The following is a 22,540-nucleotide window of genomic DNA, read 5'->3' on the forward strand; positions in this document are numbered from 1 at the left end:
GGGTGACCCACCTTCCCGCTCCCCCGTCCCGGTCGTGAGTGGTACGGCGGGTGAGAACCCGCCCTACCACTCACGACCCGGGGCGGGCACGAGATCGCGGTGCGTCGCGCCCCGCCACCGGCGTCCACCATGGCAGGCTGTGCGGGTGACCGGATCCCTTGCGCTGCTCGACTCCGCGAGCCTGTACTTCCGCTCCTTCTTCGCCCTGCCCGACTCGATGCGCGCCGCGGACGGGACGCAGGTCAACGCCGTGCGCGGGTTCGCCGACACGATCGCGCGGATCCTCACCGACCGGCGGCCCGCGCGGCTGGTCTGCTGCCTCGACGCCGACTGGCGGCCGAAGTTCCGGACCGACCTGCTGCCCAGCTACAAGGCGCACCGGGTGGCCGAGGAGACCGGCAGCGGCCCGGACGTCGAAGAGGTGCCCGACACGCTCACCCCGCAGGTGCCGATCATCCTCGACCTGCTCGAAGCGTTCGGGTTCGCCACCGCCGAAGCCGCCGGCTACGAGGCCGACGACGTCATCGGCGCCCTGGCCACCCGCGAGAAGGCCGACCCGGTCGAGGTCATCACCGGCGATCGGGACCTCTTCCAGCTCGTGCGCACCGAACCCACCCCCACCTCGGTCATCTACGTCGGCAAGGGCTGGGCCAAGGCCGAAGTGCTGGGCCCGGCCGAGATCGCCGAGCGCTACAGCCTGCCCCGCGACACCGCCGGGCCCGCCTACGCGGACATGGCCGCCCTGCGTGGCGACCCGTCCGACGGCCTGCCCGGGGTCGCCGGCATCGGCGAAAAGACCGCCGCGAAGCTGATCACGCAGTTCGGGTCGCTCGAAGCCCTCGTCGCCGCGGGCCAAGCCGGGGACTCCGCGCTCCCCCTCAAGACACGGCTGCGGCTGAAGGACGCGGCGGACTACCTCGCGGTCGCCCCGACCGTGGTCCGCGTGGCCGTCGACGCGCCCGTCGAGCAGTCACGCCCCGACACCGTGCCCGCGACACCCGCCGACCCCGGCCGGGTCGCCGAGCTGGCCGAACGGTGGAACCTCGGCAACTCCGTCGAACGGCTGCTCAAGGCCCTGCCCGGCGCCTAGAAGTGGGTGCCGCACCACGGCGCGGCCGTCGTGGTGAACAACTCGTCGGCCCGCGCGAGCGCGGCCGCGTCGCGCACGTCGACGCGGCCGGCCTCGGCCAGCGTCGTCGCGGCCCAGTGCCCGAGGTAGAGCATGCCGAGCGTGTCGACGTCGAGCGCCAGGTCCGCGGCCGCATCCGTGCGCCGGGCGCCGTCCGGGCCGACTTCGTAGTGCCCCGTGTTGGCCGGCAGCAGCCGGTCGGTCACCGCGAGCACCACCGGACCGGCCGCGCGGTAGGTGCGGGCGGCGAGCGCGGCCGCGACGTCGACCGGGCGCAGCCACAAGTCGTCTTCGACCGCGGCGGTGGCCGCGTGCCGGTGGTCGGTCAGCATCAGGGCGAGGGGCTCGTCGACCGGGCGGTGGCGGGCGTGGACCTCCGAAACCAGGTCCACCGACAGCAGGTACCGCCAGAGCGCGGCCCGCGCCGCCGGGCCGGCCGCGTGCAGGTCGTGGACGTCCAGCGCGGCCCCGTGGTCGGGTGCATCGAACGACCGGCGGGTGATGGTGTCGTACACGACGAACCCGTCATCGCCGTCCGGTCCACTGTGGACGGCGACGAGGTGCGCGCCGTCCGGGCCCGCATACCGGTCGTGGGTCATCGGCCACCACACCTCCGGACGCCCGATCATGCCCGCACGGTGCAGGCTGATCCGGCGGTACAGCGGCGGAAGCTCGCGCACCGCCTCCTCGGGTGTGAGCAGCCGGACGTCACCCCCGGTCGCGACACGCTCGTGGAGACGCGCCGCCGGCCGCGACACCCGCAGGGTCTTGCCGAGCGCGGCCGAGCCGTAGCCGAACCGCCCGTAGATCGTGGGCTCGCTGGCGTGCAGGGCCGCGAGCGGCAGCCCCCGCGCGGCGAAGTCGGCCAGCTGGACGGCCATCATCGCGCTGAGCACCCCGCGGCGGGTCCGGTCGGCGCGGACACCGACACCTTCCACCGCGGCGACCGGCAGCGTCCGCCCGCCCGGGACGGCCATCTCGGTGTCGTAGGAGCTGACGATCCCGATCGGTGTCTCGCCGTCGAACGCGCCGAACTTGTGCGCCGCAGGCCAGGAACCCTCGATCCGGGCCCAGCGTTCGTCGGTGACGCGCTGGGCGTGCAATGCGCGGCGCAGCAGGTCGGCCGTGCTGCGCCGCTCTTCTTCGGTGATCGGGCGGACGTCGAAGTCGGTCATCCGCCCGATCCTGCCGCGGGACCTCCGGCCCGGCACCCGGTTTTCCGCGCCCTCAGAAGTGGCTGCCGCTCCAGGCCGCCGACCTGGTCCCGAACAGCAGGTCCGCCGCCTCCGGGGCGGCCGGGTCACGCAGCTCGATCCGCCCGGCCGCCGCCAGCGCCGAAGGCCGCCAGGTCCCGAGGAACATCATGGCCAGGGTGGTGACGTCCAGGCGGAGCCCGGCCGGCCGGTCCGTGCGTTCGGCGCCGTCCGGGCCGACGCGGTAGGTGCCGCCGTTGGCGGGCAGCAGCGGGTCGGTCACCTCGAGCACCACCGGATCGGCGGGCCCGTACTCGCGGCCGGCCAGTGCGGCGGGGACGTCCACGAGCCGGATCCAGTGCTCGTCCCCGATCCGGTCGACGCTCCCGCACCGGTGGTCGGCGAGCAGCAGCTCGATCGGATCGTCGAGCGGACACGACCCGACGACGACCCGGTCGACCAGGTCGACGCCGAGCAGGAACCGCCACAGCCCGGCGAACGCGCTCGGCGAACCGGCGAACAGGTCCGCCACCTCCAGGGTCCTGGTCCACGGGTGGGCGAGCGCGCCCCCGACGTGGTAGGTCGCGAACCCGTCCGGCCCGCCGGGGCCGTGGTGCACGACCGCCTTCGCCGGCGGGGTGTGCCGCCGCAGCTGCGTTTCGTAGAGCCGCCACAACACCTCCGGCCGGCTCATCATCCCCGGCCGGCGCTCGAGACCGTCGTACACACCCGGGCAGACGGCCATCGCCTCGCCGAGGTCCAGCAGCTCCAGCTCCCCGCCTGCCGGAGCGTCCGGACGCAGCCGCGCCCGGTGCCGGTCGACGCTGTAGGTGCGGTGCCGCGTCGCCAAGCCGTAGCCGAACCGGCCGTAGATCCCGGCTTCGGTCGCGAGCAGGTTCGCGAACACCACCCCGCGCGCGGCGAAGTCCGCCAGCTGCGTCGTCATCAGCGCCCGCAGCACCCCCCGGCGGGTGCGGTCGGCCCGCACCCCCACCGACGTGACCCCCACCATCGGCAGCCGCGCGCCACCGGGCACCGTCAGCTCCGCGTCGAACGACCGGGCCGTCCCCACGAGCTCCGGATCGAACGCCCCGATCGCGCCGCCGGGCTGGTAGTACTGCGCCGCGTACTCCCATTCGGCGTCGTCGGACGGGGGGAAGTGCACACTCTCCCGGAACAGGTTGCTCGCCGCCCGGTGCTCCGCGGTCTCCAGCGTCCGGATCTCGAAGTCGCTCATGCCCGGATCATCTCCGGAAACGCCGAAGCCCGGCCACCGGAAAAATCCGGCGGCCGGGCCGCGGGGCACGCTACTTGGAGACGGGCGGGGAAACCTCGTAGTTGCCGCCGTCGCCCTTCACCGTGATCGGCACCTGCTGCGGCTTCCCGGCGATCGTGGCGGTGCACTCGAACTTCGCCCCGTCCTCCACCTTCTGCTCGGCGGGGCAGGTGACGCCGGTGACGCCGTCGATCTTGTAGGTCTCGGTCAGCAGCTTCTGCACGTCGGTCTGCATCTGGGTGTTGTTGAAGACCTGCGTCTTGAAGAACCCGGGCGCGACGAAACCCAGGATCAGGACCGCCGCGACCACCACGATCGCCGCGACCACACCGATCAGCAGGCCCTTCTTCGACTTCGCCGGCTTCTCCTCCTCCGGAGCGGCGGTGCCGGGGAACTGCTGGCCGTAGTCGTACTGGCCACCGGGCTGCTGCCCGTACTGCGGCTGTGCCTGCGGCCCGCTCTGCGGGTACGCCCCGCCCGGCTGCTGCCCGTACTGCGGCTGCGCCTGCGGCCCGCTCTGCGGATACCCGCCCCCGGGCTGCTGGCCGTAGGGCGGCGGCTGCTGCCCCCACTGCGGCTGCTGCGGCGGGGTGTACCCGCCCGGCTGCTGCCCCCACTGCTGCGGTTGCTGGGGCTGCTGCGGCCGGCCCCACTGCTGCTGCTGGTTCGGGTCGTAAGAAGGCTGCTGCGGCTGTCCCCACTGCGGCTGCTCCTGCGAGCCGCTCGGCGGGTACGCGCCGCCCGGCTGCTGCCCGTACTGGGGCTGCTGTGGGTCGTTGCCGCCATACGGCGTGCTCATCTTCTGCCTCCGCCTGCTTCGCTCATCTCGCTGACCACCCCGAAACCACCGTCAAGCCGCATACAGACGGTGTCGCAAACGATCCAACCACAGGTCGGAGCCGAGCACACGCGCCCACGCTCACCGCCTCCGCCGCTTGGAGCAGGCCTAACACGAAGTTCACGCCGCTCCCGCGGCCACGACTCCGCGGCGAAGCGCCTTCACCGCCTCGGCCGCCGCCGCACCCACCGGATCCGCCTTGCCGAGCACGTCCCGGATCTGGTCGAGCAGATCGATCACCTGACGCGACCAGCGCACGAAGTCACCGGCCGACAGCTCCTGGCCGTTGGCCTCGGCCGCGGTGAGGACCTTCTCCAGGGATTCACCCCGAGCCCACCGGTAAACCGGCCACGCGAACCCCGCGTCGGGCTCCCGGGTCCGGTCGAGCCGGTGCCGCCGCTCGTCCTCGGTCAGCTCCACCCACAGCCGCGCCGTCTCCTGCCACGCCTCGGGCACCGCCCCGCCCGGCAGCCGCGGCTCCCCCGCGGTGTCCCGGCGGGCCTCGAACACCAGCGTCGACACGACCGCCGCCAGCTCGGCCGGATTGAGCTTGCGCCACACGCCGTGCCGGATGCACTCCGCGGCCAGCAGATCGGACTCGCTGTAGAGCCGCGTCAACCGACGACCGTGCTCGGTGACGCGGTCCTCGCCGTCCCCCGCCGACTCCGGCCCCAGGTAGCCGCGCTCACCGAGCAACGCCAGGATCCGGTCGAACGCCCGCGCCAGCGAGTGCGTCGTCGCCGCGACCTTCCGCTCCAGCTGCTGCGTTTCCGCCGCGAGCCGCTGGTACCGCTCCACCCAGCGCAGGTTCGCCTCGCGCTCGGCCAGCCCGTGGCACGGGTGCGCCCGCAACGCCCGCCGCAACGCCGCCAGCTCGCCGTCCTCGTTCGCCCCCGAACCCCGCTTCTGCCTGCCCGGCAACGAAATCCCGGCGTTCCGCAGCGTCGAGGCGATGTCCCGGCGCGTCCGCGGCGACCGCAGCTCGACGTGCTTGGGCAGCCTGATCCGGCCCAGCGCCTCCACCGGCGCCGGGAAGTCCGCCACCGACAACGGCCCCGACCACCGGTCCTCGGTCACCACCACCGGCCGCGGCTCCCGGATCGGGTCCAGCCCCGGATCGACCACCACGGCCAGCCCCGCCCGCCGCCCCGCCGGCACGGCGATGACGTCACCCTTGCGCAGCTTCTCCAGCGACTCGGCGGTCCCGGCGCGGCGCGCGGCCGTGTTCTGCCGCGACAACGCCTTCTCCCGCGCCGAAATCTTCGCCCGCAGCTCGACGTACTCCAGCATCTCGTCGAAATCGCCGGTCACCGCGGCCGTGTAGCCCTTCAGCGCTTCCTTGTTCCGCTCGATCCGCCGCGCGGTCCCCACCACCGACCGGTCGGCCTGGAACTGCGCGAACGACTGCTCCAGCAGCTCCCGCGCCTCGGCCGCCCCGACCTGCGCCACCAGGTTGACCGCCATGTTGTACCCCGGCCGGAACGACGACCGCAGCGGATACGTCCGGGTCGACGCCAGCCCGGCCACCTGCTTCGGATCCACCCCCGGCTGCCACGCGACGACCGCGTGCCCCTCGATGTCGATGCCCCGCCGCCCGGCCCGGCCGGTGAGCTGCGTGTACTCCCCCGGCGTCAGGTCGACGTGCGCCTCGCCGTTGTACTTCACCAGCCGCTCGAGCACGACCGTGCGCGCCGGCATGTTGATCCCCAGGGCCAGGGTCTCCGTCGCGAACACGACCTTCACCAGCCCGCGGACGAACAGCTCCTCGACGGTCTCCTTGAACGCCGGCAGCAACCCCGCGTGGTGCCCCGCGATCCCGCGCTCCAGCGCTTCCCGCCACTCCCAGTACCCGAGCACGCCCAGATCGCCCTCGGGCAGGTCCGCCGTGCGCTCCTCGATGACCCGGCGGATCTCCTCGACCTCGCCCGGCCCGTTCAGCCGCAGCCCCGACCGCACGCACTGCGCCACGGCGGCGTCGCAACCCGCCCGGGAGAAGATGAACACGATCGCCGGCAGCAACCCGGCCCGGTCCAGCTGCTCGACGACGTCCACCCGCGACGGCGGCCGGAACCGCGGCATCCGCGGCGGCGCACCCCGGCGGCCCCGCGGGCTCCGGAACCCCGCCGGCGCGTACTGGCGGCCGATCTCCTCGGTCCGCCGCAGCAGGGTCGGGTTGATCCGCAGCTCGGCGTTCGGCGCGTGCACGTCGTCCCCGGCGAACAGGTCCAGCAGCCGGTTGCCCACCAGCATGTGCTGCCACAGCGGCACCGGCCGGTGCTCGTCGACGACCACCGTCGTGTCGCCCCGGACCTCCACCAGCCACTCGCCGAACTCCTCGGCGTTGCTGACCGTCGCCGACAGCCCGACCACGCGGACGTGCTCGGGCAGGTGCAGGATCACCTCTTCCCACACCGCGCCGCGGAACCGGTCGGCCAGGTAGTGGACCTCGTCCATCACCACGTACCCGAGGTCGGTGATCGTCGACGACCCGGCGTAGAGCATGTTGCGGAGCACCTCGGTGGTCATCACGACCACCTGCGCGTTGCCGTTGATCGAGGTGTCCCCGGTCAGCAGGCCGACGGCGTCGCTGCCGTAGCGGGCCACGAGGTCGGCGTACTTCTGGTTCGACAGCGCCTTGATCGGCGTCGTGTAGAAGCACTTGCGGCCCTCGGCGAGCGCCAGGTGCACGGCGAACTCGCCGACCACGGTCTTGCCCGCGCCGGTGGGCGCGCAGACCAGCACACCGTGCCCGTCTTCGAGGGCCTCGCACCCGCGGATCTGGAACTGGTCGAACTCGAAGGACACTTCCGCGGCGAAGCGCGTCAGCTGGGCGTACTTCCCGCGGCGTGCGGAGGCCGCATAGGCCTCGGCCGGGGACGGAGAAGGGCTACTGGCCACCTCGTCAGGGTTTCACACCCGTCCGACAGTTCGCACGTTGCGTGCACCGACCCGCCGTATAGGTCGTTATACGGGAAAGGGGTCCCGGAACCGGATCGCTTGCGGCCACGTCGGAGCGGGCATGACGGAACCGTGCCCGAGCTGCGGCTTGCTGGACCAGGTGCAGCACGTGCCCGCGGTCTACCACGGCGGTCACTCGTTCTTCCGCGGTCAGGGCCCGACGGTGGCCGTGCCGGTCGGCGATGGCCTCGTTTACACGAGCAGCCAGGTCAGCGGCGTGTCGGTGACGGCGGTCGCCCGCTCGCTGGACCCCTTTCCCCCGCCCCGCCGCGGCGGCGGCCTGCTGGCGGCGACGATCCTCCTGGCCCTGGTCGGGAGCTGTTTCCTGCTGCTCCCGTTCTCGGTGTCCGACGACCCGCCACCGGGCGGTGCGGTGTCGGAGGCGCTGGGTACCGCGCTGTTCGCGCTGCCGTCGGTGTGCGTGTACGTCGCGGCGGGGGTGCTGGTCTGGCTGTACGTGCGCCGGGTGCGGGCGCACCGGCGGCAGCGGCGCGGGGTGCCGGCGGCCCGGCAGGTGTGGGAGCAGGGCTGGTTCTGCCACCGCTGCGGCGGCGTCTACTTCGCCGACTCGGGACGGCTGCTGACACCGGCGCACTTCCGGCACCTGGTGGCGCGGGCGGGCGGCTACGACCGCTGACCCCGCACCCCGGAGGCGGGCACTTTCCCGTGAAAGTGCCCCTCCGGTCAGGCGAGCACGGTGAGCGCCCCGGGCACGCAGGTGGCCGTCACCGGCACCGTGCCCTGTGGTTCCCCGTCGGCGTAGGCAGGCCACGTGTTGCCGGCCAAGGTGACCGAACGGGCGCGCAGCGTCCGGACCGCCGGGTGGGTGAGGTGCTTGCCGGTGCGCAGGCCCGGGAGCATACGGATCAGGCCGCGGCGGGTGGCGTGGCCGATGATCGTGACGTCGAAGACGCCGTCCTCGGGGTCGGCCGTCGGGCAGATCGGGACGCCGCCGCCGTAGAAGCGGGTGTTGCCGATCGCCACCAGGGTGGCGTCGAGCTCGAGGCGGCCGGTGCCGGTGTCGACGACCACCGGGCGGGAGCGGAACGCCGCCAGCTCGGCCAGGATCGCCACGTCGTAGCGGCGCGGGCCGGACGGCCAGCGCATCCGGTTGGCCCGTTCGTTGACGCTCGCGTCGAATCCCGCGCAGAGCACCGTCGCGAACCAGGTGTCGCCCACGCGGCCGAGGTCGACCCGCCGCCGGGCGCCCGAGCGCAGGGCCGCGACCAGCGCGTCGACCGCCGGGAACGGCTCGCCGGGGATGCCGAGGGCGCGGGCGAAGTCGTTGCCGGTACCCGCCGGGACCAGCCCGAGTGCGACGTCGTGGTTCGCGCAGAACTGGACACCCTGGTGGGCGGCGCCGTCGCCGCCGAGCACGATCAGGACGTCCAGCCCGGCGGCGTGGGACGAGCGCATCAGCGCGCGGGACTCTTCGACGGTGTGGGCGACCAGCACGTCGAGCCGGTCCACGGCGGTGCGCAGCCGCTCGGCGACGGTGTCGGCGATCCGGGCGGCGGCGCCGTGCCCCGACGCCGGGTGCACGGCGAGCGCGGCGTGGATCCCCACTAGGTGACGTCGTCGGTGCTCGAGCGGCCGCCGGACGCGGTCGGCGCGGACGGCTCGTCGTCGATGGTGCTCGGCGTGTAGTCGAACGGCGCGGCTTCGTCGTCGGCGAGCTGGTCCCAGCCCTCGTCGGCGCGGACCTTGTCGAGCTTGCGGTCGTGGAAGCGGGCCATCTGCACGGCGATCTCGAACAGCACGGTGAGCGCACCGGCCAGGCCGAGCATCGAGAACGGGTCCGAGCCCGGGGTGGCGAAGGCCGCGAAGACGAACAGCGCGAACACGATGCCGCGCCGCCACTTCTTCAGCTGCACGTACTTCACGACGCCGACGCGGTTGAGCATCACCACCAGCAGCGGGAGCTCGAAACTGATCCCGAAGATGACCAGCAGCGACAGCATGAAGGAGATGTACTTGTCCGCGGTCAGCGCGGTGATGAACTCACCCTGGCCGAAGCCCATGAGCAGCTGCAGCGCGTGCGGGAACAGGATGTAGGCGAGGACCGCACCGGCGGCGAACAGCACCGACGCGAAGCCGACGAACGTCAGCGCGTACTTGCGTTCCTTGGAGTACAGGCCCGGCGCGATGAACGCCCAGAACTGGTAGAGCCAGGCCGGCGACAGCAGCACCGCACCGGCGGCGACGCTGACCTTCAGCTGGATCATGAACGCTTCGAACGGCTGCGTTTGCAGCAGCTGGCAGCCCATCGCGCCGTTGAGCCGCCGGTCGGGCGGGATGGCGCAGTAGGGCGCCTTCATGATCTCGCCCAGCGACGGGACCGGCCCCATCTTGGTGCTGAACCAGATGAACCCGAAAATGGCCCCGACGACGACGGCGAGCAGTGCGAAGCCGAGGCGGCGGCGGAACTCGTAGATGTGCTCGATGAGCGTCATCGTCCCGTCGGGATTGGCCCGACGGCTGCGCTTGCGCCGCTTCGACCGGCGGCTGTCACCGTTTCCGGAGGCGGATTCCGCCACGGGTTGTTCCGTTCTCGTCGGAGTCCGCCGGAGCGCGCCGGGTGCGGCGCGCTCCGTGGACGGGGGACCGGGTGTGGCCTAGCCGCTCAGCTGACGTTCTTCTGCGGCTGCTCGGCGGCCTGCTGCTTCTTCAGCTCGTCGAGCTGACGCTGCAGGTCGGCGACCTGCTGGTCGGTCGAAGCGGGCGTGGCGGGCTGAGCCGGGATCTGCTTGGTGTCGGCGGGCACGGCGTCTTCGTGCGCCGCGGTCTTGTCGCCGGTGAGGTCCTTGGTTTCGGCCTTGAAGATCTTCATGGACTTGCCGATGGACCGGGCCGCGTCGGGAAGCCTCTTGGCCCCGAACAGCAGCACGACGACGAGCACCAAGATGATCAAATGCCACGGCTGCAATCCGTTCAGCATGGTGGCCTCCTATCTGCGTCTGGTAGGGATGTTACTGGTTTTCCGCTTTGCGGTGGCGTTGCCCGAACGCGACGCGCAGCCCCGCCGCCCGGGCCCGGACGAGCCCCGCCCGGTCCTGGGTGTTCGTCACCACCATGCTTGTGGTTTGCCGGAAGGCACGCAAGACCTTGACGGTCCGCACCAGCAGGACCACGAGGACGACGAGGCCGAGCACGAGGAGCGCGGCGGTGGGCAGGTACGGCACGCCGTCAGCCTAGTGGCCGCAGGTTGACGGAAGGTGACGGGCTCGGGCCACGGCGCCGGCGGCCCGGCGGCCGACGTCGGACGCGAGGTCCGCCGGGCTCTCCACCAGCGCTTCCCCGCCCAGTCCCAGCACCAGGCGCACCATCCAGGACTGGTCGGCGTAGCGCATCCGGATCCGCAGGCGGCCGCCGTCGAGCTCGTCGAGCTCCTCGCAGGGGTAGTACTCGGCTACCCAGCGTGCGTCCGGGTCGAGGACCAGGACGGCCTCCCGCTGGTCGGGACGCTCGCGAAAGACACCCTCGGAGATGTCGGTGGGGTGGGCGTGCGCGGGCGGCCGCGACGGCTCGTCGAGGATCGCCAGCTCGTCGATCCGGTCGAGCCGGAACAGCCGGACGCCCTCGGCGCGGCGGCACCAGGCTTCGAGGTAGCCGACGGCCTGGACGATCAGCAGCCGCATCGGGTCGACCGTGCGCTCGGTGATCTGGTCCTTCGAGGCGGTGTAGTAGCGGATCCGCAGGGCGCGCCCGTCCTGCAGCGCGCGGGCGACCTCCTCGCGGGTCCGCGCGGTCTTCTTGCCCTCCCGCACTCCCCCGCCGACGACCACGCCGGCCGGCTGGGCCTGCCCGGCGGCCGCTTCGATCTTGGCGATGGAGCGGCGGACGGCGTCGCCGTCGACCACGCCCGGCGTCTCGGCCAGCGCGCGCAGCGCCACCAGCAGCGCGGTCGCCTCGCCGCCGGTCAGCCGCAGCGGGCGGCTCATCCCGGCGTCGTGGGTGACGACGATCGTGTCCCCCTCGAAGGACAGGTCGATCAGGTCGCCCGGGCCGTAGCCGGGCAGCCCGCACATCCACAGCAGCTCGAGGTCCTTGCGCAGCTGCTTCGGCGTGACGTCGAAGTCCTGCGCGGCGTCGTCGATCCGGATGCCCGGGCGCGCCAGCAGGTACGGCACGAGCGCGAGCAGCCGGGACATCCGGTCGGTGGACCCGCTCACAGCACGCTCCCCTGCCGGGCGACGACGGCTTCCAGCCGGTCCTGGACGCTCTTGGCCAGCAAGTCGGGTTCGAACACGACGACGTCCGGGCCCTGCGCGCTGATCCAGTCGGCGGCCGACTCCGGGTACAGCAGGCCGATCTCCACGACGTCGCCCTCTTCGCCGTCGACGGTGGCGCGGCCGACCACGGTGCCGCGGCGGCGGACCCCGGCCGCGCGGCCGTCGGCGACCCAGAGCCGGGCGGTGGTGACCGGCGACGGTTCGCTGTCCCCGGTCGCCGTGACGAGCTTGAGCAGGTTGACGCCTTCGGGGCGCCGGACCTCGCCGGGCCGGCCGACCGGGCGGACCTGGCCGGTGACGCGGGAGAGCCGGAAGCAGCGGGTGGCGCCGCGGTCGCGATCGTGCCCGACGACGTACCAGCGGGCCCGCCACGACACGATGCCCCACGGTTCGAGGGTGCGCATCATCCGCTCCGGGGAACCGCTGCGGCGGTACTCGAAGCGCACGGCCTGGCCGTTCTGGACCGCGGCCAGCAGCGGCCCGAACGCCGGTTCGGCGCGCACGCGCGGCTCGACCACGGTGGGGGCCTGGTCGTCGACCTCCAGGCCGGCGGCGCGCAGCTTGACGAGCGCGCCCTGCGCCTGGCCGGTCAGTTCCGGGGAGTCCCACAGCCGGGAGGCCAGCGCGACGGCGGCGGCTTCGTCGGGAGCGAGGTCGATCTCGCCGAGTTCGTAGTCGCGGCGGGCGATGCGGTAGCCCTCGATGGCGTCGAACGCGCCGTTGCGGCCGGTCTCCAGGGGGATGCCGAGCTCGCGCAGTTCGGTCTTGTCCCGTTCGAACATCCGGAAGTAGGCGTCGTCGCTGGCCGCGTCGCCGTACCCCGGCACGATGCCACGGATCTTTTCGGCCGTGAGGTACTGCCGGGTGGACAACAGGGCCAGCACCAGATTGACCAGCCGTTCGGCGCGTGCGGTGGACACCCGGTAGAGCCTAGCCCGCGCCGTCCGGCCCGATCGTGAGGTCCGGGGTGCGCGCGTCGTAATCGGTCCGCGCGGCGTCGACGGCATCGAAGTTCGCCTCGGCCCACTCCTTGAACCCGGCCATCAGCGCGCGCAGCGATTCCCCCAGTGGCGTAAGGGAATAGTCGACCCGCACGGGCACCGCCGGAGTGACCTCGCGGCGGACGAGACCGTCCCGCTCGAGCACCCGCAGGGTCTGGGTGAGCATCTTCTGGCTGACCCCGGCGATGCGCCGCGAAAGGTCGCTGTAGCGCTGCGGCCCGTCACCGAGCGCGACCAGGATCAGGCTGACCCACTTGCCGGCGATCTCGTCCAGCAGCTTCCGCGTGGGGCAGGCGGCGAGATAGGCGTCGTAGGCGGCTTTCTCGGCCTGCCGCCGCTGTTCCGCCGTGCGCGTGGGCACCGGGCGCACCTCCTCGTCGGGTAGGCACCTGCAAGTACGTACTTCCCGATGGAGAGTAGCTCCCCATACGTTCGCGGCGGAAGGGTTCCCGGTCGAGAGGAGCAGGCGATGCGTGCGGTGGTGGTCCGGCGGTTCGGTGGACCGGAGGTGCTGGAGGTGGCCTCGGTGCCGCGGCCGGAACCGGGTCCGGGCCAGGTGCGGATCCGGGTGGCGGCGGCCGCGGTGAACCCGGTGGACCTGGCGACCCGCAGCGGGGCGCTGAGTTCGGCCGGGGTGGTGCCGCCGCGCGAGGTGCTCGGGCTGGGCTGGGACGTCGCGGGCGAGATCGACGACGCCGGGGACACCGGGTTCGGTGTCGGCGACGCCGTGATCGGCCTGCGCGACCGGATCGCCACCCCGCTCGGCGCCTACGCCGACCACATCGTCCTCGACGCCTCGGCCGTGGCACCCGCTCCCGCCGGTGTCTCCCCCGTCGAAGCCGCCACCCTCCCGTTGAACGCGCTGACCGCCGCCCAAGCGCTCGACCTCGTCGAAAGCACCGGGACCGTCCTGGTCACCGGCGCTGCCGGGGCCGTCGGCGGTCATGCCGTCGCCCTGGCCCACGCGCGGAAGCTGCGGGTCGTCGCCGTGGCGTCCGAAGCCGACGAAGCGCAGGTCCGGGCGTTCGGCGCGGCCGAGTTCGTGCCGCGCGGGCCGTCGCTGGGCGATCGGGTCCGCGCGGTGGTGCCGGGCGGTGTCGACGCCGTCCTCGACACCGCGCTGCTCGGCCTGGACGCCCTCGACGCGGTCCGGGGCGGCGGCGAGTTCGTGGCGTTCGCGGCGGGGGCGGCCCCCCTGCCGCTGCGCGGGATCCGGGTCCGCAGCGTGTGGATCCGCGCGGACGGCGAGCGCCTGGGCGAGCTGGCCCGGCTGGCCGGGAACGGCACGCTCCCGCTGCGCGTCGCCGGAGTCCTCCCCCTGGCCGAAGCCGCGACGGCGCACGAACGGCTGGCCGCGGGCGGCCTGCGCGGCAGGCTCGTCCTGACTCCCTAGCCTGGAAGGCATGGATGATCGCGTTCTCCTCATCACCGGTGCCTCCCGCGGCCTGGGCGCCGCCACCGCGCGGCTGGCCGCCGCCTCCGGGTTCAAGGTCGCTCTCGTCGCCCGCAGCGCCGAGTCCGTGACGCCCCTGGCCGCCGAACTCGGCGAGGACCGGGCCCTCGCGCTCGGCGCCGACGTCGGCGACTGGGCGGACATCTCGGGAGCCGTCGCCGAGACCGTCGCGAAGTTCGGGCGGCTCGACGCCGCCTTCGCCAACGCCGGCATCGGCGTCGGGACGTCGTTCTTCGGCGACGACGATCCCGATCCCACCGCGTGGGAGCCCATGGTCCGCACGAACGTCCTGGGCGCGGCCTACACCGCCCGCGCCGTCCTCCCGGCGCTCAAGGAGACCGCCGGGCACCTGCTCATCACCGGCTCGGTCGCCGGCCGCTACATCCGCAACGCCAGCCTGTACTCCGCGACCAAGTGGGCCGTGACCGGGATGGCCGGCGCGATCCGCGAGGAAGCCGTCGGCACCGGTGTGCGGGTCACGCTGATCAACCCCGGCATCACCGACACCGACATCCTCTCCGAGGAGCAGCGCGCGAAGCCCAAGCTGGAGCCGGACGACATCGCCCGCGCGGTGCTCTACGCGCTCCAGCAGCCGCCCTCGGTGGACGTCAACGAGATCCTCGTCCGCCCCACCGGCCAGGTGCTCTAGCGGAGCCGGGCGACGCGGCCCTGGGCACCACTGGCCCAGCAGGCGGTTCCGGCGCAGTCCACGCTGTCGAAGCCGCCGGTGTCGAACGGCGTCCAGTGCCGGCCGCCGTCCGGGCTGTAGTCGCTGCCGCCGGGGCCGACCGCCAGGACCGCGCCCCCGCGCCAGGCCAGGCCCGAGCGGTAGCCGGCCGGGTACCGGCCCGGGGTCGTCCAGGTGCGGCCGCGGTCGCGGGTCAGCGCGACGGCGGGACCGGGTGCCGTCGGGTTCGCGAAGTCGCCACCGATCGCGATCCCCCGGGACGGCGAGCGGAAGGCCAGCGCGAACACGCCCGCCGAGGCGCTGCTCGGCAACGGCGTGTCCGACGCCGTCCAGTGCCGGCCGCCGTCACCGGAGTGCAGGACACGGGCGGTCGCACCGCCGCCGGTCGCGAGCCAGGCGTCGAACGGGCCGGCCGTCGTGACGCACTGGCCGCTGGCGGCGAACCCGGCCTCACCGGGAAGCGCGGGCGGGAAGCCGCTCTCGGGCACCGGGCGCCAGCTGCGGCCGCCGTCGAAGGTGGCCTGGACCTGGAACCGGCCGTCGACCGGGTCGCTCATCGCCAGGCCGCGCCACGGGTCGAAGAAGGCCAGGCAGTCGTAGAAGGCCGCCGCGTCGGTGTTCTGGAAGGTCTGGCGCCAGTGCGCGCCGCCGTCGTCGGTCCGGTAGACGCGGGAGTCGGTCCCCGGGCCGATGGAGAGCACGACCGCGTGGTCGGCGTCGAAGGCCTCGATGTCGCGGTACTGGAGCGCCTCGGTGCCCGGCGGTCCCACGGACGTCCAGGTGGCCCCGCCGTCGGTGGTGCGCAGGACCGTGCCCTGGGTGCCGCTGATCCACGCCACCCGCGCGCTGACCGCGGACAGGCCCCGGAACTGGGCCGTGACGCCGGTGGGCTTCAGCTCCCACGCCGGCGTGCGCTCCCCCGCCGAAGCCGGAGCCGCGATCGAGACCAGCAGGGCGAGCACGAGCAGCACGACACGCATGCGGGAGATCCTGCCGCAGTCCCGACCCGACTTTCGTCGCGTCCCGGCCCGGTCGGGAGTGAGAAACAGGGTTAGAACACTGTTTCTCACTCACGACCGGCTGCGGTAGAGCGCTGGGCTAGAGCGAGCTGATCAGGCGCTCCACCCGCTCGTCGACCGAGCGGAACGGGTCCTTGCACAGGACCGTGCGCTGGGCCTGGTCGTTGAGCTTCAGGTGCACCCAGTCGACCGTGAAGTCGCGGCCCGCGGCCTGGGCGGCGGCGATGAAGTCGCCGCGCAGCTTCGCCCGGGTGGTCTGGGGCGGGGTGTCCTTGGCGGCCTCGATCTCGCCGTCGTCGGTGACCCGGCGGACCAGGCCCTTGCGCTGGAGCAGGTCGAAGATGCCCCGGCCACGGCGGATGTCGTGGTAGGCCAGGTCGAGCTGGGCGATGCGCGGGCTGGACAGGTCCAGGTCGTGCTTGTGCCGGTAGCGCTCGACCAGCCGGTGCTTGATCGCCCAGTCGATCTCGGTGTCGATCTTGGCGAAGTCCTGCTGCTCGACCGCGTCCAGCGCGCGGCCCCACAGCTCGACGACGCGCTCGTTCGCCGCCGTCGTGCCGTTGTCCTTGATGTGCTGGACCGCGCGGGCGTGGTACTCGCGCTGGATGTCCAGCGCCGAGGCCTCGCGCCCGCCGGCCAGCCGCACCTGGCGGCGGCCGGTGAGGTCGTGGCTGATCTCGCGGATCGCCCGGATCGGGTTGTCCAGGGTGAAGTCGCGGAACTGGACGCCGGCCTCGATCATCTCGAGCACCAGGTTCGCCGAGCCGACCTTCAGCATGGTCGTCGGCTCGGCCATGTTCGAGTCACCCACGATGACGTGCAGCCGCCGGTAGCGCTCGGCGTCGGCGTGCGGCTCGTCGCGGGTGTTGATGATCGGCCGCGAGCGGGTCGTGGCGCTGGAGACGCCCTCCCAGATGTGTTCCGCACGCTGGGAGAGGCAGTAGACCGCGCCCCGCGGGGTCTGCAGCACCTTGCCGGCGCCGCAGATGAGCTGGCGGGTCACCAGGAACGGGAGCAGGACGTCCGCGATCCGGGAGAACTCCCCCGCCCGGGTCACCAGGTAGTTCTCGTGGCACCCGTAGGAGTTGCCCGCCGAGTCGGTGTTGTTCTTGAACAGGAAGATGTCGCCGCCGATGCCCTCGTCGGCGAGCCGCCGCTCCGCGTCGACCAGCAGGTCCTCGAGGATCCGCTCCCCGGCCTTGTCGTGCGTGACCAGCTGGACCAGGTCGTCGCACTCGGCCGTCGCGTACTCGGGGTGCGAGCCGACGTCCAGGTAGAGCCGCGAGCCGTTCGAGAGGAACACGTTGGAGGAGCGTCCCCACGACACGACCCGCCTGAACAGGTAGCGGGCCACCTCGTCGGGCGAGAGCCTGCGCTGTCCGTGGAAGGTGCACGTGACCCCGAACTCGGTCTCGATGCCAAAGATCCGCCGCTGCATTCCACCAGAGTAGGCGCTGCACCCCCTTCGACGGTGCGCCGTTCGGGCGTCGACACGCCCCCAGTACGCCACAGACGGTGAAATCTCCCCGAATCAGGCACGATTGGAGCACGGCTCTTGACGTCACGCGGAAGGCGGACTCCTTGTCACACCAGCTCATCCGGGCCTTCCGGCGGGTCGGCCGGACCGACCGCGCCCTGATGCGCCGCAGCGCCGCGCTGCCCGCTTCGAAAGCCGACGACGCCCTGATGGCGCTGTCCAGATCGGCGAACAAGTCCCGCCTGTGGTGGGGCGTCGCCGCGCTGCTGGCCGCGCGCCCGGGCGAGACCCGCCGGGCCGCGCTGCGCGGGGTGGTCGCGATCGCCGGGGCCAGCGCCGCGGCCAACCTCATCGGCAAGCCGCTCTTCCCGCGCCGCCGCCCGGCCGAGGAGGAGACGCCGATGCGCCGCCGCCTGCGGAAACGGCCCACGTCCTCGTCGTTCCCGTCCGGGCACTCGGCGTCCGCGGCGGCCTTCGCCACGGCCGTGGCGATGGAGTCGCCGCGGGCCGGCCTGGCCGTGGCCCCGCTGGCGCTGGCGGTGGCCTACTCGCGGGTCCACACCGGCGTGCACTGGCCCTCCGACGTCGGCGTCGGCCTGGGCATCGGTGTCGGGGTCGGCCTGGCCACCCGGCACTGGTGGCCGCTGCACGACGACATCCCGGGCCGCGCGACCCGCGACGCGGACGCCCCCGAGATGGTCGACGGCGAGGACATGCTGGCGGTCGTCAACCCGAACTCCGGCGTGGCGGGCCAGGACCCGACCGACGACGTCAAGTTCGCCTGGCCGAAGGCCACGCTGCTCTACCCGGACCCCGACCGGGGCCTGCGCGCCCAGCTCGAAGCCGAGATCGACGCCCGCGGCACGATCCGCGCGCTGGCCGTCGCGGGCGGGGACGGCACCGTCGCCGCGGTGGCCTCGGTCGCCGCCGAACGCGGCCTGCCGCTCGCCCTGGTCCCGGCCGGGACGCTCAACCACTTCGCCCGCGACGTCGGCATCGGCTCCATGCCCGACGCCGACGCGGCGACCGAGGTGGGCAACGCCGTCCGCGTCGACCTCGGCGAGGTCGAAATCGACGGCGCCGGCGAGGCGGACCACCGCTGGTTCGTCAACACCGCCAGCCTCGGCGGCTACCCCGAGATGGTCCGGCTGCGCGAGAAGCTGCAGGAAAAGCACCCCAAGTGGCCCTCGGCGGCGATCGCGCTGGCCCGGACGCTGCGGCACGCCAAGCCGCTCACCGTCCGGCTCAACGGCAAGAAGACGCAGGTCTGGCTGCTGTTCGTCGGCAACGGCACGTACGCGCCGAAGGGGTTCGCCCCGAGCCGGCGGCCCGCGCTCGACACCGGCCTGCTCGACATCCGCTACCTGCGGGCCGACCTGCCCTACTCGCGCGCCCGGTTCCTGCTCGCGATGATCACCCGCAGCCTCGCCGCCAGCCACGTCTACCAGGAGCTGGACCTGCCCGAACTGGACGTCGAACTGCTCGACGGCAACCGCCGCGTCGCCACCGACGGCGAGGTCGGCCCGCTCGGCAACCGGTTCCGCTTCCGGTCGCGCCCCAGCGCCCTGACGCTCTACCGCCAGTAAAGGTTGCTTTACCTTTTCTCAACGAACCCACAGGCGGCCCCGGCTAGTTTCGCGATCGAGTTGCGGGCCCTCCTGCCCGCGGCCAGGGGACGAGCGGGGAGCAGATGGACGGGCACGGCCTGGCGAGCGTCATCCACCGGGCCGCCGTCGATCCGGTGCTGCCGGGTGACGTCACCGCCCGGGCCCGTGACCTGGGCCCGCTCGAGTCGCCGCTGATCTGGCTCGGCTTCGCCTCGGCCGCCGTCGCCGTGCTCGCCGTCGTGGTCGCGCTGTGGTACCGCCGCCGCGTCCGGCGCTGGGGGTTCACCGCCTTCGGCGTGCTCCTGCTGATCGCGGCGGTCACCGCGCTCAACAGCTACGTCGGGTACGTCCGCACCTCCGACGACCTGGCCCGGCTCCTCCAGCGCGGCCCCGGTGTCGTCAACTACGCCGGCCGGCTGCTCGACGACGGCAAGGAAGCTCCGGAGCCGTCGTCGGACGCTGCGTCTTCGCCGGCGCCGCGGCCCGGCGCGGGCACCGCGGCGGCCGGGCAGCGCATCGACGTCGTCAACCTCCCTGATCCGGCCCACGGGGTTCCGTCGGGGAGCAACTACGTCATCTTGCCGCCCGGGTACGACAGTGACCCCCAGCGGCGGTATCCGGTCGTCTACCTCATCCACGGGTATCCCTTCGGGGGGCCGCGGGACTGGCTCACCTCCGGGGACGCCCCGGGGACGCTTCAGGCGTTGCAACAGGCCAATGTCATCGCGCCGATGATCGTGGTCAGCGTGGACATGACCGCCGGCAATCCGAGTACCGACTGGGAGTGCCTGAACGTTCCCGGCGGGCCGCAGCTGGAGAGCTACCTGGCCGGGACCGTGGTCCCCGGGATCGATCAGCGGTACCGGACGCTCGCCGACCGCACCCACCGGGCACTGGGCGGCATGTCCGGCGGCGGTTTCGGGGCGCTGAACATCGGCCTCCACCACGTCGACGAATTCGCCACCCTGGTGATCGCCCTGCCCTACGACGACCTCAACGACTCGATCGGCATCCTCGACGGCAACCGGGCGGCCATCGCCGCCAACACGCCCCGCCGCTACCTGCCGACGATGAAGTTCAGCGCACCGATCTCGGTGATGCTCGCGGTCGGCACCGGCGCGCCCACCGACGTCTCGACGGCCCACCGGATCGCCGACGCGCTGCACGCCAGGGGGCAGGAGGCGGTGGTCCACGCCGAACGCGGCTTCAACCACACCTGGCACACCGCCCGGGCGACCCTGCCGTACCTGCTGGCGTTCGCCGACCAGAACTTCCGGACCTCGCCTGCGGCGTCCTGAGTCCGTGGATCTCGCGTGGTCCGGCTGGGCGGCTGACTCTGTCGTTGGGACTCTCCCTGTTGGGAGTTCTGCCGGATTGAGTTCTGCCGGATTCTTCCCCGCCGGCCCGAACGCCGGATTGTTCAACGGCCGACAGGCCGTGTCAAGGCGGGAAAGCGTGCCTTGACACGGCCTGTCGGCCGCTGATGCGGCTGCGTATCGGGTCGGCAGGGGGGTGTGGCCGGAGGTGTTGTGCTGATCGTTGCCCGCTCATCGAAACGGGAGTGGGGCGCGGCCTCTCGGCCACGCCCCACTCGTTCCGTCGGGAACTCACTCGCCTTCGGGCTTGCTCTCCGGCTCTTCGCCGTGGGGGTCCGGGACCGGGAGCAACGTGTCCAGTGCTGCTCCGGTGAGCCTGCGGAATGCGCGGCGGGGGCGGTCGCGGTCCAGGACCGCCACCTCGAGCTTGATCGGGTCCGCGTCTCCGTTGCCGTTCGCCGAGTTGGCCGCCGAGGAGGACGATGACGAGCTGCTCGACGAGGATGCTGCCGGGGCCGGCTGGCTCGGGGCCCTCAGGGCCGCCACCGCCACGCCGAGGGCCGCCTGCAGGTCCATGCCGTCTTCGAAGGTCTCCTTCAGCTTGGCCGCGATCTTCTCGTTCTGGCCGCCCATCACCACGTACTGCGGCTCGTCGAAGATCGAGCCGTCGTAGGTCAGGCGGTAGAGCTGGTCCTCCGCCGGGCCCGCGCCGACCTCCGCGACGCAGACCTCGACCTCGAACGGCTTCAGCTGCTCGGTGAAGATGCTGCCCAGCGTCGCCGCGTACGCGTTCGCCAGTGCCCGCGCGCTCACGTCGCGGCGGTCGTACTGGTAGCCCTTCAGGTCCGCGTGGCGGATGCCCGCCACGCGCAGGTTCTCGAACTCGCTGTAGCGCCCGACCGCCGCGAAACCGATGCGGTCGTAGATCTCGGAGACCTTGTGCAGCGTGGCCGAGGGGTTCTCCGCCACGAACAGCACGCCGCCCGAATACTTCAGCACCACCACGCTCCGGCCGCGCGCGATGCCCTTGCGCGCCAGCTCGGAACGCTCCCGCATCAGCTGCTCGGGAGAGGCATACAACGGCATCGTCACGGTGTGCGCTCCAGGTCTTTCGGTGTTCCAACGTTCACTGGTTCAGGCCCCGGTCAGGACAGCCGGCGCTGCTGGCGCTCGATCCGCCCGGCCACCACCGCTTCGGCCACCGCCGCCGTCTCCGACTCCGACAGCTGCACTGCGCCGCGCTCCGCGGTGATCGTCACGACGCTCGGGAAGATGCGGCGCACCAGGTCCGGGCCGCCCGATGCCGTGTCGTCGTCCGCTGCGTCGTACAGGGCCTCCACCGCCACCCGCACCGCGCCCTCGACGTCGGCGTCCGGGTCGTGCAGCTTCTTCAACGCCGATTTCGCGAACAGCGAACCCGAGCCGATGCCCGCGTAGCCGCCGTTCTCCTCGTAGCGCCCGCCCGCGGCGTCGTACGACACGATGCGGCCCGCGTGCTTGGCGTCCTCGGCCTCCAGGTCGTAGCCGACGAACAACGGGATCGCCGCCAGCCCGGCCATCGCCATCTCGAGGTTCGCCTTGACCATCCCGGCCAGCTTGTTCGTCTTGCCGTCCAGCGACAGCGAGACGCCCTCGATCTTCTCGTAGTGCGCCAGCTCGACCGCGTACAGCCGCACCATCTCCACGGCCAGCCCGGCCGTGCCCGCGATGCCGACCGCCGAATACTCGTCGGTGACGTGCACCTTTTCGATGTCGCGGCTGGCGATCAGGTTCCCCGACGTCGCCCGCCGGTCACCCGCGATCAGCACCCCGCCGGCGAAGGTGCACGCCACGATCGTCGTGCCGTGCGGCACGCCCAGCTCCGCCGCGCCCGGTGCCACGCGCCGCTCGGGCAGCAGCTCCGGCGCCTGCACGCGCAGGAAGTCCGAAAACGACGACGTCGCCGAGGAGAAGTACGCCGCAGGCAGCGCGGGACCCGAGATGCCCCTGGTGTTGTCCATACGTGCTCAAAAATCCCATCTGTGCGGGCCGGAGCCCCGCGGACGGCCAGCCGCCACGCGGAACCCCGGCCGCCTGCTGAACGGTCGGCAAGGGCGCAGTGCCCTCGACAGCGGCTACTCGCCGCCCTTCTGCACGTAGGCCCGGACGAAGTCCTCGGCGTTCTCCTCGAGCACGTCGTCGATCTCGTCGAGGATCGTGTCGACGTCCTCGCCGAGCTTTTCGCGCCGCTCCTGACCCGCCGCGCCGGTGTCGTCGAACTCCTCGTCGGAGTCACCACCGCCGTGCTTTTCGATCTTTTCCTGGGCCATCTCGCCTCCCGGTGTGGCTGATGATTCCTAGCCTACCCAGCGGC

Annotated in this window: 22 protein-coding genes; 6 read left to right on the forward strand and 16 right to left on the reverse strand. The window is 72.6% G+C overall.

Annotation, left to right across the window (positions count from 1 at the left end; all coding sequences use genetic code 11):
* Positions 1-145: 145 nt before the first annotated feature.
* The gene (locus IE317_RS01405) at positions 146-1,090 is read left to right on the forward strand and encodes a 5'-3' exonuclease (RefSeq protein WP_191306172.1); all 945 of its coding nucleotides are present in this window, start codon (positions 146-148) and stop codon (positions 1,088-1,090) included.
* Here the strand turns inward: IE317_RS01405 and IE317_RS01410 are convergent.
* The 4 genes from IE317_RS01410 to IE317_RS01425 form a co-directional block, all read right to left on the reverse strand.
* Entirely contained in the window at positions 1,087-2,304 is a 1,218-nt protein-coding gene (locus tag IE317_RS01410) for a GNAT family N-acetyltransferase (RefSeq protein WP_191306173.1), read from the reverse strand. The genes IE317_RS01405 and IE317_RS01410 overlap by 4 nt on opposite strands.
* 52 nt (positions 2,305-2,356) lie before the next feature.
* The gene (locus IE317_RS01415) at positions 2,357-3,559 is read right to left on the reverse strand and encodes a GNAT family N-acetyltransferase (protein ID WP_191306174.1); all 1,203 of its coding nucleotides are present in this window, start codon (positions 3,557-3,559) and stop codon (positions 2,357-2,359) included.
* Between the two features lie 70 nt (positions 3,560-3,629).
* Positions 3,630-4,397 (reverse strand): DUF4333 domain-containing protein, encoded by a 768-nt coding sequence (locus IE317_RS01420; protein ID WP_191306175.1) that lies wholly within the window; start codon positions 4,395-4,397, stop codon positions 3,630-3,632.
* Positions 4,398-4,556: 159 nt separating this feature from the next.
* A complete protein-coding gene (locus tag IE317_RS01425; protein ID WP_191306176.1) occupies positions 4,557-7,334 on the reverse strand; it encodes a DEAD/DEAH box helicase in 2,778 nt (925 codons plus the stop codon).
* Positions 7,335-7,455: 121 nt separating this feature from the next.
* Here IE317_RS01425 and IE317_RS01430 point away from each other — a divergent pair, with 121 nt between their 5' ends.
* Positions 7,456-8,031 (forward strand): hypothetical protein, encoded by a 576-nt coding sequence (locus tag IE317_RS01430; protein WP_191306177.1) that lies wholly within the window; start codon positions 7,456-7,458, stop codon positions 8,029-8,031.
* A gap of 47 nt (positions 8,032-8,078) precedes the next feature.
* Here IE317_RS01430 and IE317_RS01435 read toward each other — a convergent pair whose 3' ends face one another.
* The 7 genes from IE317_RS01435 to IE317_RS01465 form a co-directional block, all read right to left on the reverse strand.
* Positions 8,079-8,960 carry a diacylglycerol/lipid kinase family protein gene (locus IE317_RS01435; protein ID WP_191306178.1) on the reverse strand — a complete coding sequence of 294 codons (882 nt, stop codon included), beginning with the start codon at positions 8,958-8,960 and terminating at the stop codon, positions 8,079-8,081.
* Positions 8,960-9,931 carry a twin-arginine translocase subunit TatC gene (gene tatC, locus IE317_RS01440; RefSeq protein WP_191306179.1) on the reverse strand — a complete coding sequence of 324 codons (972 nt, stop codon included), beginning with the start codon at positions 9,929-9,931 and terminating at the stop codon, positions 8,960-8,962. Before tatC ends, IE317_RS01435 begins: the two co-directional genes overlap by 1 nt.
* A gap of 86 nt (positions 9,932-10,017) precedes the next feature.
* The gene (gene tatA / locus IE317_RS01445; RefSeq protein ID WP_191306180.1) at positions 10,018-10,332 is read right to left on the reverse strand and encodes a Sec-independent protein translocase subunit TatA; all 315 of its coding nucleotides are present in this window, start codon (positions 10,330-10,332) and stop codon (positions 10,018-10,020) included.
* A gap of 31 nt (positions 10,333-10,363) precedes the next feature.
* Complete coding sequence (locus IE317_RS01450; protein ID WP_191306181.1) at positions 10,364-10,576, reverse strand: bacteriophage holin; 213 nt, start codon at positions 10,574-10,576, stop codon at positions 10,364-10,366.
* Positions 10,577-10,585: 9 nt separating this feature from the next.
* Complete coding sequence (locus tag IE317_RS01455) at positions 10,586-11,566, reverse strand: helix-turn-helix transcriptional regulator (protein ID WP_191306182.1); 981 nt, start codon at positions 11,564-11,566, stop codon at positions 10,586-10,588.
* A complete protein-coding gene (locus tag IE317_RS01460; RefSeq protein WP_191306183.1) occupies positions 11,563-12,546 on the reverse strand; it encodes a helix-turn-helix transcriptional regulator in 984 nt (327 codons plus the stop codon). Before IE317_RS01460 ends, IE317_RS01455 begins: the two co-directional genes overlap by 4 nt.
* Positions 12,547-12,556: 10 nt before the next feature.
* The gene (locus tag IE317_RS01465) at positions 12,557-12,988 is read right to left on the reverse strand and encodes a winged helix-turn-helix transcriptional regulator (RefSeq protein ID WP_191306184.1); all 432 of its coding nucleotides are present in this window, start codon (positions 12,986-12,988) and stop codon (positions 12,557-12,559) included.
* 108 nt (positions 12,989-13,096) lie between these two features.
* On the opposite strand from IE317_RS01465, the gene IE317_RS01470 reads away from it, so the two are divergent.
* Positions 13,097-14,020: an NADP-dependent oxidoreductase gene (locus IE317_RS01470; protein WP_191306185.1), complete on the forward strand. Its 924-nt coding sequence runs from the start codon at positions 13,097-13,099 to the stop codon at positions 14,018-14,020.
* Positions 14,021-14,030: 10 nt separating this feature from the next.
* Positions 14,031-14,729: an SDR family oxidoreductase gene (locus IE317_RS01475; protein ID WP_191306186.1), complete on the forward strand. Its 699-nt coding sequence runs from the start codon at positions 14,031-14,033 to the stop codon at positions 14,727-14,729.
* Here the strand turns inward: IE317_RS01475 and IE317_RS01480 are convergent.
* Positions 14,726-15,748, reverse strand: coding sequence for a WD40/YVTN/BNR-like repeat-containing protein (locus IE317_RS01480; RefSeq protein ID WP_191306187.1), 1,023 nt, complete (start codon positions 15,746-15,748; stop codon positions 14,726-14,728). The two genes, IE317_RS01475 and IE317_RS01480, sit on opposite strands and share 4 nt — an antisense overlap.
* Before the next feature lie 118 nt (positions 15,749-15,866).
* Positions 15,867-17,225: a Pup--protein ligase gene (gene pafA / locus IE317_RS01485; RefSeq protein ID WP_191306188.1), complete on the reverse strand. Its 1,359-nt coding sequence runs from the start codon at positions 17,223-17,225 to the stop codon at positions 15,867-15,869.
* 200 nt (positions 17,226-17,425) lie between these two features.
* On the opposite strand from pafA, the gene IE317_RS01490 reads away from it, so the two are divergent.
* Together IE317_RS01490 and IE317_RS01495 are read left to right on the forward strand one after the other, a co-directional pair.
* Entirely contained in the window at positions 17,426-18,850 is a 1,425-nt protein-coding gene (locus IE317_RS01490) for a bifunctional phosphatase PAP2/diacylglycerol kinase family protein (RefSeq protein ID WP_373308956.1), read from the forward strand.
* 104 nt (positions 18,851-18,954) lie between these two features.
* Positions 18,955-20,169, forward strand: a complete 1,215-nt coding sequence (locus IE317_RS01495; RefSeq protein WP_191306190.1) for an alpha/beta hydrolase — start codon at positions 18,955-18,957, stop codon at positions 20,167-20,169.
* 309 nt (positions 20,170-20,478) lie between these two features.
* Here the strand turns inward: IE317_RS01495 and prcA are convergent, their stop codons facing one another.
* The 3 genes from prcA to IE317_RS01510 form a co-directional block, all read right to left on the reverse strand.
* Positions 20,479-21,279: a proteasome subunit alpha gene (gene prcA, locus IE317_RS01500; RefSeq protein ID WP_191306191.1), complete on the reverse strand. Its 801-nt coding sequence runs from the start codon at positions 21,277-21,279 to the stop codon at positions 20,479-20,481.
* Positions 21,280-21,332: 53 nt separating this feature from the next.
* Positions 21,333-22,187 carry a proteasome subunit beta gene (gene prcB, locus IE317_RS01505; RefSeq protein ID WP_191306192.1) on the reverse strand — a complete coding sequence of 285 codons (855 nt, stop codon included), beginning with the start codon at positions 22,185-22,187 and terminating at the stop codon, positions 21,333-21,335.
* Positions 22,188-22,301: 114 nt separating this feature from the next.
* A complete protein-coding gene (locus IE317_RS01510) occupies positions 22,302-22,496 on the reverse strand; it encodes a ubiquitin-like protein Pup (protein ID WP_013226725.1) in 195 nt (64 codons plus the stop codon).
* Positions 22,497-22,540: the final 44 nt, after the last annotated feature.

Origin of the sequence: Amycolatopsis bullii, from assembly GCF_014654205.1 — a bacterium.
GTDB lineage: Bacteria > Actinomycetota > Actinomycetes > Mycobacteriales > Pseudonocardiaceae > Amycolatopsis > Amycolatopsis plumensis.